The organism is Planotetraspora sp. A-T 1434 (genome assembly GCF_025420585.1).
Lineage (GTDB): Bacteria > Actinomycetota > Actinomycetes > Streptosporangiales > Streptosporangiaceae > JAOEGB01.
Map to the genome: position 1 here is coordinate 83,403 of NZ_JAOEGB010000006.1, position 15,240 is coordinate 98,642.

At 70.0% G+C, this 15,240-nt stretch carries 12 protein-coding genes and 2 pseudogenes; 6 read left to right on the top strand and 8 right to left on the bottom strand.

Going from position 1 to position 15,240, the window contains the following annotated elements:
• Window positions 1-72: 72 nt before the first annotated feature.
• The 3 genes and pseudogenes from N5079_RS09905 to N5079_RS09915 all read right to left on the bottom strand — a co-directional run.
• Window positions 73-1,389: pseudogene (locus tag N5079_RS09905) on the bottom strand (biotin/lipoyl-containing protein); the annotation flags it as partial.
• Between the two features lie 13 nt (window positions 1,390-1,402).
• Window positions 1,403-1,588: an acyl-CoA carboxylase epsilon subunit gene (locus N5079_RS09910; RefSeq protein WP_261583307.1), complete on the bottom strand. Its 186-nt coding sequence runs from the start codon at window positions 1,586-1,588 to the stop codon at window positions 1,403-1,405.
• Window positions 1,585-3,100: pseudogene (locus tag N5079_RS09915) on the bottom strand (acyl-CoA carboxylase subunit beta). The gene N5079_RS09910 and the pseudogene N5079_RS09915 overlap by 4 nt, the downstream one beginning before the upstream one ends.
• A gap of 913 nt (window positions 3,101-4,013) precedes the next feature.
• Here N5079_RS09915 and N5079_RS09920 point away from each other — a divergent pair.
• From N5079_RS09920 to N5079_RS09945, 6 genes are all read left to right on the top strand, one after another.
• Entirely contained in the window at window positions 4,014-5,069 is a 1,056-nt protein-coding gene (locus tag N5079_RS09920; protein WP_261583308.1) for a lactonase family protein, read from the top strand.
• Between the two features lie 544 nt (window positions 5,070-5,613).
• Window positions 5,614-6,642: an aldo/keto reductase gene (locus N5079_RS09925; RefSeq protein WP_261583309.1), complete on the top strand. Its 1,029-nt coding sequence runs from the start codon at window positions 5,614-5,616 to the stop codon at window positions 6,640-6,642.
• Between the two features lie 353 nt (window positions 6,643-6,995).
• Window positions 6,996-7,952, top strand: coding sequence for a sensor histidine kinase (locus N5079_RS09930; RefSeq protein ID WP_261583310.1), 957 nt, complete (start codon window positions 6,996-6,998; stop codon window positions 7,950-7,952).
• Window positions 7,942-8,664, top strand: coding sequence for a response regulator (locus N5079_RS09935; protein WP_261583311.1), 723 nt, complete (start codon window positions 7,942-7,944; stop codon window positions 8,662-8,664). The genes N5079_RS09930 and N5079_RS09935 overlap by 11 nt, the downstream gene beginning before the upstream one ends.
• Window positions 8,665-8,689: 25 nt before the next feature.
• A complete protein-coding gene (locus N5079_RS09940; RefSeq protein ID WP_261583312.1) occupies window positions 8,690-9,109 on the top strand; it encodes a hypothetical protein in 420 nt (139 codons plus the stop codon).
• Window positions 9,106-9,576: an ABA4-like family protein gene (locus N5079_RS09945; RefSeq protein ID WP_261583313.1), complete on the top strand. Its 471-nt coding sequence runs from the start codon at window positions 9,106-9,108 to the stop codon at window positions 9,574-9,576. Before N5079_RS09940 ends, N5079_RS09945 begins: the two co-directional genes overlap by 4 nt.
• A 59-nt stretch (window positions 9,577-9,635) precedes the next feature.
• On the opposite strand, the gene N5079_RS09950 is transcribed toward N5079_RS09945, so the two are convergent.
• The 5 genes from N5079_RS09950 to scpB all read right to left on the bottom strand — a co-directional run bounded on the left by N5079_RS09950 (window position 9,636) and on the right by scpB (window position 15,229).
• Window positions 9,636-10,724: a carbohydrate-binding protein gene (locus tag N5079_RS09950; RefSeq protein ID WP_261583314.1), complete on the bottom strand. Its 1,089-nt coding sequence runs from the start codon at window positions 10,722-10,724 to the stop codon at window positions 9,636-9,638.
• A 207-nt stretch (window positions 10,725-10,931) separates the two neighbouring features.
• A complete protein-coding gene (locus tag N5079_RS09955; RefSeq protein ID WP_261583315.1) occupies window positions 10,932-12,026 on the bottom strand; it encodes a prephenate dehydrogenase in 1,095 nt (364 codons plus the stop codon).
• A 115-nt stretch (window positions 12,027-12,141) separates the two neighbouring features.
• Window positions 12,142-12,501 carry a chorismate mutase gene (gene aroH / locus N5079_RS09960; RefSeq protein WP_261583316.1) on the bottom strand — a complete coding sequence of 120 codons (360 nt, stop codon included), beginning with the start codon at window positions 12,499-12,501 and terminating at the stop codon, window positions 12,142-12,144.
• A 110-nt stretch (window positions 12,502-12,611) separates the two neighbouring features.
• Complete coding sequence (locus N5079_RS09965) at window positions 12,612-14,597, bottom strand: pseudouridine synthase (protein WP_261583317.1); 1,986 nt, start codon at window positions 14,595-14,597, stop codon at window positions 12,612-12,614.
• Window positions 14,594-15,229: an SMC-Scp complex subunit ScpB gene (gene scpB, locus N5079_RS09970; protein WP_261583318.1), complete on the bottom strand. Its 636-nt coding sequence runs from the start codon at window positions 15,227-15,229 to the stop codon at window positions 14,594-14,596. The genes N5079_RS09965 and scpB overlap by 4 nt, the downstream gene beginning before the upstream one ends.
• Window positions 15,230-15,240 lie beyond the last annotated feature (11 nt).

Genomic DNA, 15,240 nt, shown 5'->3' on the forward strand with positions numbered 1-15,240 from the left:
CCACGACGAGCGGCTGCGACCTGTGATGAACGCAGTCCCTGAGAAAGGGCTACACCCTCGTGACATCGCAGATTATGCGTCGAGCGTGCACAGGACCTCGCCGTTGGCGACGGCCTGGCCCACCTGGACGGCCAGACCGGCGACACGGCCGGCGCGGTGCGCGAACAGCGGCTGCTCCATCTTCATGGCCTCGAGCACGAAGAGCAACTCCCCCTCCTCGGCCATCTCGCCGTCCTCCTTGGCGATCTTCACAATGGTGCCCTTCATGGGGCTGACGACCGCGCCCTCGGCGGCGGGCGCGCCGCGGGTCCTCGCGGCCCTGTGCCGCGGCCCCGTCAGGGCCCGCTGTGGCGAGGGCGCCGCGAGGCCCGCCGGCATCACGATCTGGACCCGGCGGCCGTCCACCTCGAGGACGAAAGGCCTCGGTCCCCGCGCCCGGCTCCGGCTCCGCCACGGCGCCCCCGAACGGCTCGATGCCGCCGGCGAACTCCGTCTCGATCCACTGCGTGTGGACCTCCAGGCTGGAGGCGAACGCCGGGTCGTTGACGACGGCCCGGTGGAACGGCAGCGTGGTCGGCAGCCCGTCGACCTCGAACTCGGCGAGCGCCCGGCGGGCGCGGGCCAGCGCCTCGTCCCGGTCTCGCCCGGTGACGATCAGCTTGGCCAGCAGCGAGTCGAACGTCTGGCCGACCACCGTGCCCTCGACGACCCCGGCGTCCAGGCGGACACCCGGGCCGGCGGGGGGCCGCCAGCGCGTGACGGTGCCGGGAGCGGGCAGGAAGCCGCGGCCCGGGTCCTCCCCGTTGACGCGGAACTCGATGGAGTGGCCGCGTATCTCCGGGTCCCCGTACCCGATCCTGTCCCCTGCGGCGATCCGGAACATCTCGCGGACCAGGTCGATCCCGGTGACCTCCTCGCTCACCGGGTGCTCCACCTGCAGGCGGGTGTTGACCTCGAGGAACGACACCAGCCCGTCACCGGCGACGAGAAACTCGCAGGTGCCCGCCCCCACGTAGCCGGCCTCGCGGAGGATGGCCTAGGAGCTCTCGTACAGCACGGAGCGCTGCTCGTCGGTCAGGAACGGCGCCGGGGCCTCCTCGACGAGCTTCTGGTGGCGGCGCTGCAGCGAGCAGTCGCGCGTCGAGACCACCACCACCTCGCCGTACTCGTCGGCAAGGCACTGGGTCTCCACGTGGCGAGGCCGGTCGAGGTATCGCTCGGCGAAGCACTCGCCCCGGCCAAGGCGGTGACCGCCTCCCGCACGGCGCTCTCGTAGAGCTCCGGGATCTCCTCCAGTGTCCTAGCGACCTTCAGGCCCCGGCCGCCCCCGCCGAACGCCGCCTTGATCGCGACGGGCAGGCCGCCCCGGACCAGCCGTACGGCGACCTCTCCCCGGTTGGCTTCAGAACCTTGCGCACCGTGTCTCCTTCTCCAGCCGCCATCCGGTCTCCACCGACCACCGGGGCGGTGTGGCCGGGGGCGTCGCTTCCCGTTGCTCCCGTGCCCGCGCGGCCGCCGTCAGGACGGCGAGCACCGCTGCGAGCTGCTCGTCCGTCGGCGCTCCCCGCACGACCGCCACCGGCGTCATGCGGGCGCGTTGGCGTGCTTGCGGTGCGGCAGGACGGCCTGCTTGCCCCGGAGCGTGGCGAGGGCACCGGCGAACACCTTCCTGGTGTCCCTCGGGTCGATCACGTCGTCCACCAGGCCGCGCTCGACGGCGTAGTAGGGGTGCATGAGCTCGGCCCGGTACTCCCCGATCCGCTTGGCGCGGGTGGTCTCGGGGTCGGCGGAGGCGGCGATCTCCTTGCGGAAGATGACGTTCGCGGCGGCGTCCGCGCCCATGACGGCGATCTCGTTGGTCGGCCAGGCGAACGACAGGTCGGCGCCGATCGAGCGGGAGTCCATGACGATGTAGGCGCCGCCGTACGCCTTGCGGACGATCATCTGGATGCGCGGGACGCTTGCGGCGCAGTAGGCGTGCAGGAGCTTCGCACCGTGCCGGATCACCCCGCTGTGCTCCTGGTCGGTGCCCGGCAGGAAGCCCGGCACGTCGACGAACGTCAGCAGCGGGATGTTGAACGCGTCGCACATCTGCACGAAGCGGGCCGCCTTTTCCGAGGCGTGGATGTCGAGCACGCCCGCCATCGACAGCGGCTGGTTGGCGATGATGCCGACGACGTGGCCGTCGAGCCGGGCGAGCGCGCAGATGATGTTGGTCGCCCACCGCTCGGCGAACTCCAGGTACTCCCCGTCGTCGACGACCTCACCGATGACCTCGCGCATGTCGTACGGCCTGCCGGGCTCGGCGGGCACGATGTCGAGCAGGGCCTCGCAGCGCCGGTCGGCGGGGTCCAGGGTGGGCACGACCGGCGGGCTCTCCAGGTTGTTCGCCGGCAGCAGGGAGACGAGGTAGCGCACGTCCTCAAGGCAGCTCACCTCGTCGTCGTGGACGAATGCCGCCACGCCGGAGCGGGTGGCGTGCACGTCGGCGCCGCCGAGCCCGTCCTGGGTGATCCGCTCCCCGGTCACGGCCTCGACTACGTCGGGACCCGTGATGAACATCTGCGAGGTGCCCCGCACCATGAACACGACGTCGGTGAGCGCCGGAGCGTAGGACGCCCCGCCGGCGCACGGCCCGAGCATCACGCTGATCTGGGGGATCACGCCCGATGCCCGGACGGTCATGCTGGAAGATGCCGCCGTAGCCCGCGAGGCCGGTCACGCCCTCCTGGATCCGGGCGCCCGCGCCGTCGTTCAGGCTGATCAGGGGCGCCCGCGCGGCGTAGGCCAGGTCCATCACCTTGTGGATCTTCTGCGCGTGCGCCTCGCCCAGCGATCCGCCAAACAGGCGGAAGTCGTGGGCGTAGACGAACACCTGACGCCCGTCAATCGTCCCCCAGCCGGTCACGACGCCGTCGCCGTACGGCCGCCGCTGCTCCATGCCGAACCCGGTCGCCCGGTGCCGGCGGAAGCCCTCGATCTCGGTGAACGAGCCCGGGTCTAGCAGGATCTCCAGGCGCTCGTGCGCGGTGAGCTTCCCCTGGGCGTGCTGCTGCTCGGTGGCGCGCGCGCCCGGCCCCTCGGCCAGCCGTTCGCGCATCCGGTCCAGCTCGGCCACCCGGTCCCGCATCGACGTGGGCGGATCTTCGGCAACGACTTTCCTGTCGTCGAGCAGTGTCATTCGCGAAGGCCTTTCGACAATTCATCCGGCATTCGGTGGAATGATTTCAAGACGGGCCACCGAGGCAAAGGACGATTACCCTTAGGAGGCACGGCCGTATGTCTTAGGTGACATGGTCCGGGGGCTCCGCCGAATGATGGGATCGACGATGTGGAGCACACCGCCCGCAATACAGGAGGAGTCTCCTCGTGAGGGCCTCCCCTGAGCGGGCTCATCGACGACGAGGTGCTCGACACGTTCGCCGTCGCCGGGCAGCGGAAGACCGCGGCCGGAGGATCTACGACTGTTCGCCGACGTGGCGACCAGCGTCGCGTTCTCCCAGCGCGACGCCGAGAAGGCTCCCGAGGGGTGGCGGCCGCTCTGTGACGAGCTGCGGCACCTACTCGGGACTTGAGGGGAGAAACAGAGGGGCCGCGGCGATCCCGGGGCCCCTCACCTTTCGCCGTACTCACCGTGGTGCCGATCTCACTATCACCGCCTTCGGCCAGATGGCCCTTGTAGCCCTCGAACCGCCGCTGAAAGGCCGATAAATGCAGGATAAAAGCAACGTGATACCACTTTCGATTCGTTGCCCTGTTCCGCCCACCCGGCGCGTGGTAAGCGTCGTCGGCGGGGACGGTCCGTGAATTCGAGAGGGCATCCACGGATGACTGTCCATGTCGTCTCCCGCAGTTCACAAGCCCGTCCACCGAGCCGGGTCGTGGAGGGCGTGGCCGGGCAGCCGCCGGGCTCCAGTACGGCACTGCGGCGAGAAGGTCCTCCCAGGCCGCGCGCCGTGATCACCCTTGACGACCAGCCACCCGATCAGGAACGACGAGGAAGGCCCACTAGAATGCGACTGTTCGTCGGCGGATACTCCTGGACCGAGACCCTTGCTACAGGGGTCCGCGTCGTGATGTCCGACCCCGCGTCAGGCGAGCTGGTGCTCACCGGCTCGTTCACCGGCATCCCCAACCCGTTCCACCTGCTGCTCTCGCCCACCGGGCGGACACTCTACGTCGCCTCCAACGTACCCGACGGGCGCGTGCACGTCCTCGGCGTGGGACGGCGCGGCTCGCTGGAGCACCGGGGTGAGCAGTCTGCCCAGGGGGCCGGCACCGTGCACCTGTCCCTGCACCCCTCGGGGCGGCACCTGCTGGCGGTCAACCACGACTCGGGCGAGGTGGTGGTCTTCCCCGTGGGGCCCGACGAGCTGCTCGGCCCGCCGGTCGAAGTGGTGCGCCACGCCGGCAAGGGCCCCGACCCGCTCAACCAGGCGGGTCCCCATCCCCACATGACCGTGTCCGACGGGACCGGCGCCTTCGTCCTCGTGCCCGACAAGGGCGACGACCAGGTCCACGTCTACCGGTTCGACGCCGGGAGCGGCGGGCTGTCGCCGGTCGGCAGGACGCACCTGGGCGAGGGGGTCGGCCCCCGGCACCTCGTCTTCCACCCGTCCGGCCGCTACGTCTACGTCGTATGCGAGCTCCAGCCCGTCATCAGCGTCTGCGGCTTCGACACCTCGGGCGCCCTGTGGCCGCTCGGCACGGTCCGTACCGTGCCGGACGAGGCGGACGGCTGGATCGCGCCCTCGGGGATCACGATCTCGGCCGACGGGCGGTACGTCTACGCGGCCAACCGCGGCTACGAGAGCGTCGCCGTCTTCGAGGTGGCGGCGGGCGGCGCGGTCCTGAAGCGCATCGGGGAGCACCGCGCGGGCGACTCGCTCACCACGATGCCGTGGGACCTCGTGCTCGATCCCACCGGCTCGGTCATGTACGTCGCCAACCAGATGGCGGGGACCCTCGTCACGCTCTCCGTCGATCCCGAGTCGGGCCTGCTCGACCGGCGGGGCGCGCCGCTGGCGGTGCCCGACGCCGCCTGCGTGGTGCTCGCGCCCGCCGACTGACGGGGTCCTTTTACGCGACGAGGCTCTCCGGCGGCGATCGCCCGGAGACATCACAGATTTCGATGCGTCCCCGGACCTGTTAAGAACTCACCGAACACACGGGTTGACACGGCCTCCTGGGCCAGCCGGCGCAGCGAGGAGAGCACGGTCTCCCCCATCGCCGTCCAGACGACGACGCCCTCGACGCCTCGGCGTGGGAGCCGAGGACCTCAGCCGCCCCGCGGCGCGGCCCCGCATGCCGGAGATGAACGACATAGAAAGGTGGGGATCACTCCGCCCTGAGCGCTCTTGTCCGGTTTCCAGTGATGCCCTCTTGTGTTCCATGCATGATAGTGGATAGCATTACTATCCAAAAATATCGATAGTAATGGTGACCGCTATCTACGGGTGTCTTCAGGCCGCCTCCGCGGCGCCACACTCCCACCCTCGACGCGCGTGGCACCGGGTCGCCCCGCTCGGCCTGTGAGCCTGGTGGGCTCCGGCTCCGGCGCCGCGGAAGTCGCGCCGCGGCCTGCCTGAACCCCAACCTTAGGGAGACAGATAAATGCAATACGAAGTGCTCGGCCGCACGGGCGTCACGGTGAGCCGCATGTGTCTGGGTGCGATGATGTTCGGCTCGTGGGGCAACCCCGATCACGACGACTCGATCAAGATCATCCACCGCGCCCTCGAGGCCGGCATCAACTTCATCGACACGTCGGACAACTACTCCGCCGGCGAGTCGGAGGAGATCGTCGGCGAGGCCCTCGCCCAAGCGGGCGTCAGGGACCGCGTTGTGCTCGCCACCAAGTGTCACTTCCCGATGGGAAGCGACCCCAACATGCGCGGCAACTCGCGCCGCTGGATCACGCAGGAGGTGGACAACAGCCTGCGCCGCCTCGGCACCGACTGGATCGATCTGTACCAGATCCACCGGCCCGACCCGTCCACAGATATCGATGAGACCCTCGGCGCTCTCACCGACCTGGTACGCGCCGGCAAGATCAGGTACTTCGGCACGTCCACCTTCCCCGCCCACCTCATCGTGGAAGCACAGCTCGTGGCCGCCCGCGGCTTCCGGGAGCGCTTCGCCGCGGAGCAAGCGCCGTACTCCATCCTCGCGCGCGGGATCGAGCGCGACGTGCTGCCGGTCTGCCAGCAACACCGGGTCGGCGTCCTGACCTGGAGCCCCCTGGCGGGCGGATGGCTCACCGGTAGGTACCGCAAGAACCAGGAGATCCCCTTTAGCATGCGCAGCTTCGTCGTGCCCGGCAGGTATGACATGGAGCTGGAGGCCAACCAGCGCAAGCTGGAGGCCGTCGAGGAGCTCTCCCTTCTGGCCGAACGGACCGGGATCACCCTTGTCGAGCTGGCGCTGGCCTTCGCGCTCCGGCACCCCGCGGTCACGTCGGTCATCATAGGCCCGCGCACCTTGGAGCACCTTGACAGCCAGCTTGGCGCGACGTCAGTGGAGCTGCCCGACGAGGTGCTGGACGAGATCGACCGGATCGTCCCTCCCGGCACGACTTTGAACGCGCACGACGAGGGGTGGCAGCACCCCGCCCTGGTCGACAGCGGCCTGCGCCGACGGTGACGTAGGCGGAGAGGGGAAGCGCTTCTCACATCGCGATTAACACGTTTTCTATAGACACGACTCGCATGGCATAGATATTAACAAGGTTCCTTACTATTGGTCATGAATCGAGAAACCCTCGTTGTCACCATTGCCTCCAATCTCCTCAATTGCACATAATGGCGGCGTTCGATGCCTGCGGAATGAGCGGGCGGGCACCATGTGGTTCATATCGCGGCCACTCCTACTGGATCCGCGGTCCAATGTTCGGGGGCAAACGGTGCAGGGGATCGGATATGTCGCAAAGCTCGTCGCCGGATCAACTCTTACCGAATCCGGCGCTACTTCGATCGTATGAATCTCGCCTGAGGGAGTTGGCGAGTCCCATCGTCCAGGATCCGCTGGTATGGGCCGAGTGGCGCAAGCAGACGGAGTTCCTTCTCAGGGCCTGTACGGGAACGAGATCGGGGCACGTCGAGCAGGCGGTGGCCGCGTTGCCGAGCTCGACAGTGCGTGACGTCGGCCTCGTCGCGGCCACCACGGCCTGGTCGGAACTGTTCGACACGGTGTGTAACCACCTGGCGCAGGCCGTATCGGACGACGGTGACTGGGCACGTCTTCAGGACCGCGTGCTGCCCGAGCTCAACCGCGGCATCCTGGCACTCGTGGGGGCCTTCGGCGCGCGGGCCGAGGTGGAGACGCTGGACCGGATCGAGACCGCGCAGGAGAGACTCCGCGCGTTCTTAAGCAGGGACATCCACGACTGGATAGGAAGTGGCGTGAACCTCGCACTCCGCCGCCTGGACCTCTACGAGCTGCGCCTGGGCTCCCCGGAGGGGCAGGACGACCTCCAGCGGGTACGGCAGGCCCTGAACGACACGTGGGACACCGTGCGGCGGCTGGTCGCCGGATTGCGCCCCCATGCTCCCGAAACCGGGCTTGAACACTCGCTGCGCGCCTTCGCCGAGGCCGTCAAACCGGCACGGGTCCACCTGAGCGTCACAGTGCGGGGGGAGGAGACGTCGCTGCCCGCGGACATCAGGGGCGAGTTGTACGCGGTCGTCCGCGAAGCCCTGCGGAACGCGCTCACTCACGCGCGAGCCAACGCGGTGTCCGCACACGCCACGATCGAGCCCCGGAAGGTGGTGGTAGTCGTCGAGGACGACGGCACCGGCGTGCGCTCCGCCCAGCTGTCCGGCGGAACCGGCCTCGCCTCGATGCGCGAACGGACCGAACTCTTGGGGGGCGATTTCCGCATGACCAGTCACGGCTCGACGGGGACGAGAATCGACATCTCCGTCCCGCTTGCCGAGTGCGGCCATGAGCAGTGACCGCATCCGCATCGTCGTGGCGGACGACCACACGCTGCTGCGGGAGGCGCTGTGCGAGCTCCTTCGCGCCGAACCCGACTTCCAGGTCGTCGGCCAGGCCGGAGACGCCCGCAACGTCGTCTCGGCGGCGGCGAAGACGCAGCCCGACGTCGTGCTTCTCGACATCGAGATGCCCGGCCGCCCGCCCGCGTACACGACCATGCAGCTTGGGCACGTGTCACCCAGAAGCACGGTCGTCGTGCTGACGATGCACGACGACCCGCGGATCGTGCAGGAGATGCTGGCGGCGGGCGCGAGGGGTTACCTGCACAAGGGCATCAGCCGGCAGGATCTCGCGACAGCCATTCGCAGCGTCCACAGGAGCACTCACCGGGTCATCGTCGCGCCGCGCCCCCAGAACGGCGTCGCGCCCTCCGGGCCCCGGCCCCTGCTCACCGAACGGGAGGAAGAGGTCCTCGTCCTCGTCGCCTGGGCCCTCAGCAACCGGCAGATCGCCGTACGGCTGTCGATAACCGAGGGCACCGTCAAGCGGCACCTGCGGAACATCTTCGGCAAGCTGGGGGCGGTTTCGCGGCTGGATGCCGTGAACCGGGCCAAGGCGACATCGGGCTCGTTCGCCCAGCTCCTCTTGGCGGGGCCGTCCCGTCTGCACGTACCGTTCCCCGCCTCTTGCCAACCGGCCGAACAGTACGGATCCTTGAACTATCGATAGTTGTGCTGTCAACGGGAGGACCCGCATGCCGCTTCGATGGCACCGGCCGCTCATGCTCTTGTGCGGGGCGCTCGGCGTGCTCGCCCTGATGTGCGTCATTGGACTGATCGCCAACGACCGCATGCTCCTGGGCGAGCCGATCTGGTTGAAACCACTCAAGTTCTGCGTGTCGTTCATAGCGTTCGGCACGGTGATCGCCTGGATGCTGCCGACTCTCCGTGCTGGGGGGCAGGGCGTGCGCGTCGGCCCCATCCGGATCGCCGTGGCCGGCTACGGAGCCCTCATGGCCCTGCTCACCTGGCAGGCTCTGCGCGGCCAGCCGCTGCCCCGTCCCGACGCGGCGGAGCTGGGCGGCCTGGGCCTGATCGCGATCGCCGTCGGCCGGCGAGGGCAGGCGGCGCAGCCCGTCCTCCGCACGTCCGCGCCCGAGGTCGCCGTCCGATGACCGAGACGCTGTTCCGGCTCACGTTCCCGCTGGCCGTGCCGTTCTGGGCGCTCATGATCTTCGCTCCCGGATGGACGTGGACCCGGCGGATCGTCTCCTCGCCTCTGATCATCGTGCCGCCGCTGCTCGTCTACCTGGCTCTGGCGATCCCCAACTTCGCCGGACTCTGGGCGGCCGTCAGCCGCCCAGATCTGGAGGTTCTCGGAGATTTCTTCGGCAGCCCGGCCGGTGCCGCGGCGCTGTGGGCACATCTGATCGGCTTCGACCTGTTCGTCGGCAGATGGATGTACCTGGACTCGCGCGACAAGGGGACCTCCCCGTTGGTCACGGGTCCCATCCTGGCGCTGACGATCCTGCTCTCCCCGATCGGGACGCTGATCTACCTCGCCGTCCGCACCCTGTCCCCCGCCAGGGCGGACGGCCGCCGAGCGGTCATCGCACCGCAAACCCAGGGGAAGATCATGTAGCCATTAGCCCGGCCGGCGGCGAGACCGGCCGGGCGTGGCTCATGGGCCGCGGTAATGGATCAGACCTTCTGCCAGAGGGCGGGCACGTTCGGCGGCTCCCAGCCGACCTGGGCGGTGTGCGCCTGCAGGCACTTGTACGTCACGCCGTTGTAGGTGACGAGGGCGCCCACGGCGTAGCTCGTGCCGGCCTTCCACGACGTGACCCCCGTCGGGGTGGGGGACGGGGTCGGGGTCTTGGTGGGAGTGGGGGACGGGGTCGGCGTCTTGGTCGGAGTCGGAGTCGGGGTGGGGGTCGGCGTCTTGGTGGGGGTGGGAGTAGGCGTCGGCGTCTTCGTCGGCGTCGGGGAGGGGCTCGGGGCGGGGCCGTCGGCCCACTCGTAGCCGCGCATGTTGCGGAGCAGCAGGTAGGTGTCCTGCAGCGACCCCGAGGTGTCGCCGAGGGAGCGGTAGATGCCCCACTTCGGCCGGACCCGGTCGGCGAGGAAGGTGTCGACACCGGTCTTCTTGGCGTCGACGATCGTGACGCCGCCGCTGCGGATGACCCAGCGAACCGACCCGGCCGTGCCGTCGCCGATCTTGATCTCGTACTCGACGTCGATCCACTTGTTCTGCAGTGGCACGAGGTCGGTCCGCCCGACCAGGACGTCGCCCTCGATGACCCGGTTCTCGATCGTCTGCACGCCGTTCACCCGGCGGAGCGACGTGACCGCGATGGGGGAGCTCCCGGTGCCGGGCTCCTTCATCTGCATGATGTGGGTGAAGGACGTAGTGGCCTTCAGCGAACTCGGGATGTACATCGAGTAGGTGACCCGCCAGGTTTCGCCGAGGTTCCACTGGAGATACGACGTCGAGCTGGTGCGCATGCCGGTGACCTCGTGACGCTGACGGTCCGTCATGCTGTCCCGGTCGACCATGTGCATGTCGAACCGGTAGTCGTTGCCCGACACCTTGATGTGCGGGGCGCCTGCGGGGTGGGAGTCGGCCCGGTCGTCCTCGACGGTCTCGAAGGCGTTCAGGCCCGTGGTGGACGCCTCCGGCGCCCAGCGGAGCTGCCAGCCCATGACGGCCTGAGCCGCGGGCTGGGGGATGGCGAGGGTCGTCAGGGCGAGGGCTGCGACGGAAAGGAGGGCGGTGCGTGGACGTATCACTTGCGGTCACCTCGGGGGGCGAGTGTTTCGAGTGACGCCCATCTTGCTGCATCGCCGAATGTTAGGAAAGGTTCTTAACGATTACTTAATATTAAGGCCGCGTCCTCGCCAAGGTCATCGAGGAGACTCGCCCGCGCAACCTCCCGGGGCGGGCCCCGCCGGTGTCACCGGCCCGCCCCGGGAGGTGCGCCCAGGAAGCGTCAGGACTCAGCTCGGGACGTGCCACCCGCGTTCGCGGAGGCCGTCCACCAGGACCGTCGCGGCGTCCGGCTGGACGTACAGCTCGGCCGCGCCGAGGGGCAGCCCAGGAGCGTGTTCCAGACGGATGTCCTCGATGTTGACCCCGGTCTCGCCGGCGGCCTGAACGAGCCGGGCCAGCTCGCCCGGACGGTCGCCGATGACGACCTGGACCACCGCGTAGGTGCGGGCCGGGCCGCCGTGCTTGCCGGGGATCCGGTTGGTCCCCCGGACACCGCGTTCGAGCAGTTCGGTGACGCCCGAGACCGCCGTGCCGTCACCCGCGAACGCGCGCAGGGCCCGGGCCGCCGCCGCGAGGTCGGCCACGACGGCCTCCAGCACCTCGGCCACGGGAGCGGCGTTACCCGACAGGATCCCCGTCCACAGCGCCGGATCTCCCGCCGCGATGCGGGTCACGTCGCGCACGCCCTGGCCGGAGAGGCCCAGCGCCGTGTCCGACGCCTCCGCCAGCCGTGCCGCCACCGCGGCCGCGGTCACGTGCGGCGCGTGCGAGATGACCGCCACGGCGCTGTCGTGCTCCCCCGGGTCCACCCTGACGGGGTTTCCGCCGCACAGCCCGATCAGCTCCAGAACCGCCTCGACGGCCTCGCCGGACGCCTCGCCCGTGGGGCACAGCGCCCATGGACGCCCGAGGAACAGGTCGGCCCTCGCCGCCGCCGGTCCCGACCGCTCCCGCCCGGCGAGCGGATGACCCGCGACGTAGGTCGACAGATCACACCCGAGCTGTACGGCCTGGGCCAGCGGCAGCACCTTGACGCTGGCGACGTCGGTGTAGAACCGGGCGGCCTCGTTCTTCTGCAGGTCGAGCAGTTGCTGGGCGACGAACTGCGGAGGAACCGCGATGACCGCCAGGTCCGCGGTCCGGTCGGACGGCCACTCCTCCCCCGCGCCCAGCTCCCTCGCTAACCGTACGGCTGCCGCGTCCCGGTCGGCCAGGTAGACCCGCACGCCGCGCTGGCGCAGGGCGAGGGCGATCGAGGTGCCGATCAGACCCGTTCCGACAACGACAACACTGCCGATCGTCACGCCCTCGATGGGAGTCATCGTCTCGTCCTATGCCGTATCTTCCGGGGCCGACCGGCGCGCGCCCGCCGTTCCCGCTTGTCCGTGCGACCGTGTGGGCCCGCCGCTGGGCCTGTGCGGGCTCTCTACCGGGCTGTCACTGGGCGATGTCCACGCGGAGCGCCACCGCGCCCCGCAGGTACACGTGCTGGATCTCATGACGCGGCCGGTCGATGTTCACGTGCGCCATCAGGCGCACCACGCGCGGCAGCGCGCCGGGCACGTCGATCTCGCTGGCGCACAGCAGCGGAACATCGTGAAAACCCAGCTTGCGCGCCGCCAGCGCGGGAAACTCCGCGGTCAGGTCCGGCGTGGCGGTGAAAATCACGCTGATCACGTCGTCTGTCGTGATCTTGTTGCGCTCCATCACCTCGGTCACCAGCTCGGTCGTCCCGGTGACGATCGAGTCGCGATCGTCACCGTCGACCTGAATGGCTCCACGGATGGCCCGCACCATGTCGTTCCCCTCTCACCCGATGGGAGGGATGGGCATGCTCCGCCGCCCATCGTTGTGGCCTCTCAGTCATTGTGCCCGGCTTGCGAAGTTTGCTTACCGGAGCGGCAAGGCTACAGGCCGACGGCCGCGTAGAGGTCGCCGACTTCCTGAAGCGTCAGCGTCCGCACCGTGCCCGGCTTCAGCCGGCCCAGCTTGACCGGGCCGAACTCGATGCGCGCCAGGTCGATCACCCGGTGGCCGGACGACTCCAGCAGCCGCCTGACGATGTGCTTGCGCCCCTCGTGCAGGACGACCTCCACCAGCGCCTGCTGGCCGTGCTCCTGCACGATGTGGAACTCGTCGACCTTGGCCAGGCCGTCCTCCAGCTCGATGCCCTTGCGGAGGACCCGGTGCAGGTCACGCGGCACGGGACCGGGCACCTTGGCCCAGTACTTCTTCCGCACGCCGTAGCTCGGGTGGGTCAGCCGGTGCGCCAGCTCGCCGTCGTTGGTGAACAGCAGCAGGCCCTCGGTCTCGGTGTCCAGACGGCCGACGTGGAAGAGCCGGGGCGCGAGATCCTGGACGAAGTCCTGAAGGCACGGTCGGCCGTCCGGGTCGTCCATCGTGCTGACCACGCCGATCGGCTTGTTGAGCGCGTAGTAGACCAGCTCCGACGACGTCGGGATGCGCTTGCCGTCGACGTGGATGACCTGCTTGACCGGATCCACGCGCGCGCCGAACCGGCGGACGACCTGACCGTCCACCGTCACCCGGCCATCGCCGATCATCTCCTCGCAGGCCCGGCGGCTGGCCACGCCCGCCTGGGCGAGGACCTTCTGCAGCCGCTCGCCGCCCGGCACCTCGGTGGTGTCGCGCTCATCGGTGTAGTCCTCGTCGTAGAAGTCCGGGTCGCGCAGCGGCTGCCGTGAGCTCTTGAACGGGTTCCCACCGGGATTGCGGTTCGCGACGGGATTCCGGCCCGCGGCGGGATTGCCGCCGCCACGGCCGCCGGACGACGTGCGGGCCTGGTCGCCGCCACGGGACGCGCCGGCGCCACCGCGCAGCTCGCGCCGCGAGCTGTCCTTGCCGAACCGGCCGCGGGAACCGCCCCGGTCGTTGCCGCCGCCGATCCGGCCGATCGTCTGCACGTCATCGCGCCGGTCACTCCTGGCGCGCGCTCCCCCGCGCTCGGCGCGGAACCCGGGGCGGTCGCCCGTCGAGGTACGGCGGTCGCCGCCCGGCCGTTCGTCACGGTCGAACCCGCGCTCCGACCGGTCGTAGCCACGGTCGGCCCCACGGGGACGGTCGCCGCCCGGCCTGCCGTACCCGCCACGCGAGCCGCCACCATCCGCTCGGGAGGAGTCCCGGTCGCGGTACGGAGCACCGTCGCGGTCCCGGTCACGGTACGGAGCACTGTCGCGGTCGGGAGCCCCGCCGGGCCTGCCGTACCGGCTGCGTGAATCGCCGGCGCGGTCGGCGCGGAAGGGAGCACGGTCACCGTCACGGAACCCGCCCCCGCCACGGGCAGCGCCACGGCCGCCGTCACGGAACGAGCCGCCGTCACGGAACGAGCCGCCGCCCCGAGATGCGCCGCGGTCACCGAACGAGCCACGCGAACCACCATCGCGGGAGGCACCGCGGTCACCGAAGGAACCACGCGAACCGCCGTCACGGAAGGAGCCGCCGCCCCGAGATGCGCCGCGGTCACCGAACGAGCCACGCGAACCACCATCGCGGGAGGCGCCGCGGTCACCGAAGGAACCACGCGAACCACCGTCACGGGCGGAGCCGCCGCGCGAGTAGCGGTCGTCACCGCCGCGGCCGGTGGAGCGATCCCTGTCCCGGTCCCGGTCACGCTCTGGGGCGCGGTCGTCCGAGCCGTACTGAGACCGGTAGTCGGGCCTGGCCCGGTCGCCTGAGTCCGAACTCCGGGAACCCCCGCGCCGGTCGTCCCGGGATCCGCCGCGGAACGGGCCGCCCGACCCGCCGCCGAACCCACCGCCGGATCCGCCACGGGACCCGCCGCGAGATCCACCTCGGGGGCTGCCGCCCTGCTGACCGGTGCTCCGGCTTCGACCGCGTCCATCACCGGACGGGGTGCCACGCCTGCTGTTCACTTCTGCTCCTCTAGGGTTTCCACGTCGTCCGGAAGGAAGGGGGCCAGCTCGGGAAGCTCACCGAGATCCCGCAGCCCCAGCCTCTCCAGGAAGTAACTCGTCGTCCGGTAGAGCACTGCCTGGCTCTCCGGGTCGGTTCCGGCCTCTTCCACGAGGCCTCGGGCGACCAGCGTCCGCATGACGCCGTCGCTGTTCACGCCGCGCACCGCCGCCACGCGGGCCCGGCTGACCGGTTGCCGGTAGGCGACCACGGCCAGGGTCTCCAGCGCCGCCTGCGTGAGCCGCGCCTGCTGGCCGTCCCTGACGAACCGCTCCACCAGCTGGGCGCATTCCGCCCGGGTGTAGAAGCGCCAGCCGCCGGCGACCTCCCGAAGGTCGAAACCCCGTCCGGCGGCGGTGTATTCCGCGGAGAGATCACGAAGGGCCGCGGCGACCTCGTTGGTGGGGCGCTCCAGGACCTGAGCCAGCGTGATCTCCGCGACCGGCTCGTCCACCACCATCAGGATCGCCTCCAGAGCCGCGTTGAGGCTCGGTCCCGCCTCGGGCGTCTCCCCGGAGCCGTTCAACCCCGCGGACGTCTCGGAGGCGTCCTCAGGGGCCGGCTGGAAGCCGGTGCCCTCGCTGCGTTCCATAACTCCTCGTC

Coding starts and splice junctions, on each gene's coding strand:
- aroH (WP_261583316.1), bottom strand. CDS start 12,501: ATGGTGCGGGCCATCCGTGGAGCCATTCAGGTCGACGGTGACGATCGC.
- N5079_RS09935 (WP_261583311.1), top strand. CDS start 7,942: ATGAGCAGTGACCGCATCCGCATCGTCGTGGCGGACGACCACACGCTG.
- scpB (WP_261583318.1), bottom strand. CDS start 15,229: ATGGAACGCAGCGAGGGCACCGGCTTCCAGCCGGCCCCTGAGGACGCC.
- N5079_RS09955 (WP_261583315.1), bottom strand. CDS start 12,026: ATGACTCCCATCGAGGGCGTGACGATCGGCAGTGTTGTCGTTGTCGGA.
- N5079_RS09945 (WP_261583313.1), top strand. CDS start 9,106: ATGACCGAGACGCTGTTCCGGCTCACGTTCCCGCTGGCCGTGCCGTTC.
- N5079_RS09910 (WP_261583307.1), bottom strand. CDS start 1,588: ATGACGCCGGTGGCGGTCGTGCGGGGAGCGCCGACGGACGAGCAGCTC.
- N5079_RS09940 (WP_261583312.1), top strand. CDS start 8,690: ATGCCGCTTCGATGGCACCGGCCGCTCATGCTCTTGTGCGGGGCGCTC.
- N5079_RS09920 (WP_261583308.1), top strand. CDS start 4,014: ATGCGACTGTTCGTCGGCGGATACTCCTGGACCGAGACCCTTGCTACA.
- N5079_RS09925 (WP_261583309.1), top strand. CDS start 5,614: ATGCAATACGAAGTGCTCGGCCGCACGGGCGTCACGGTGAGCCGCATG.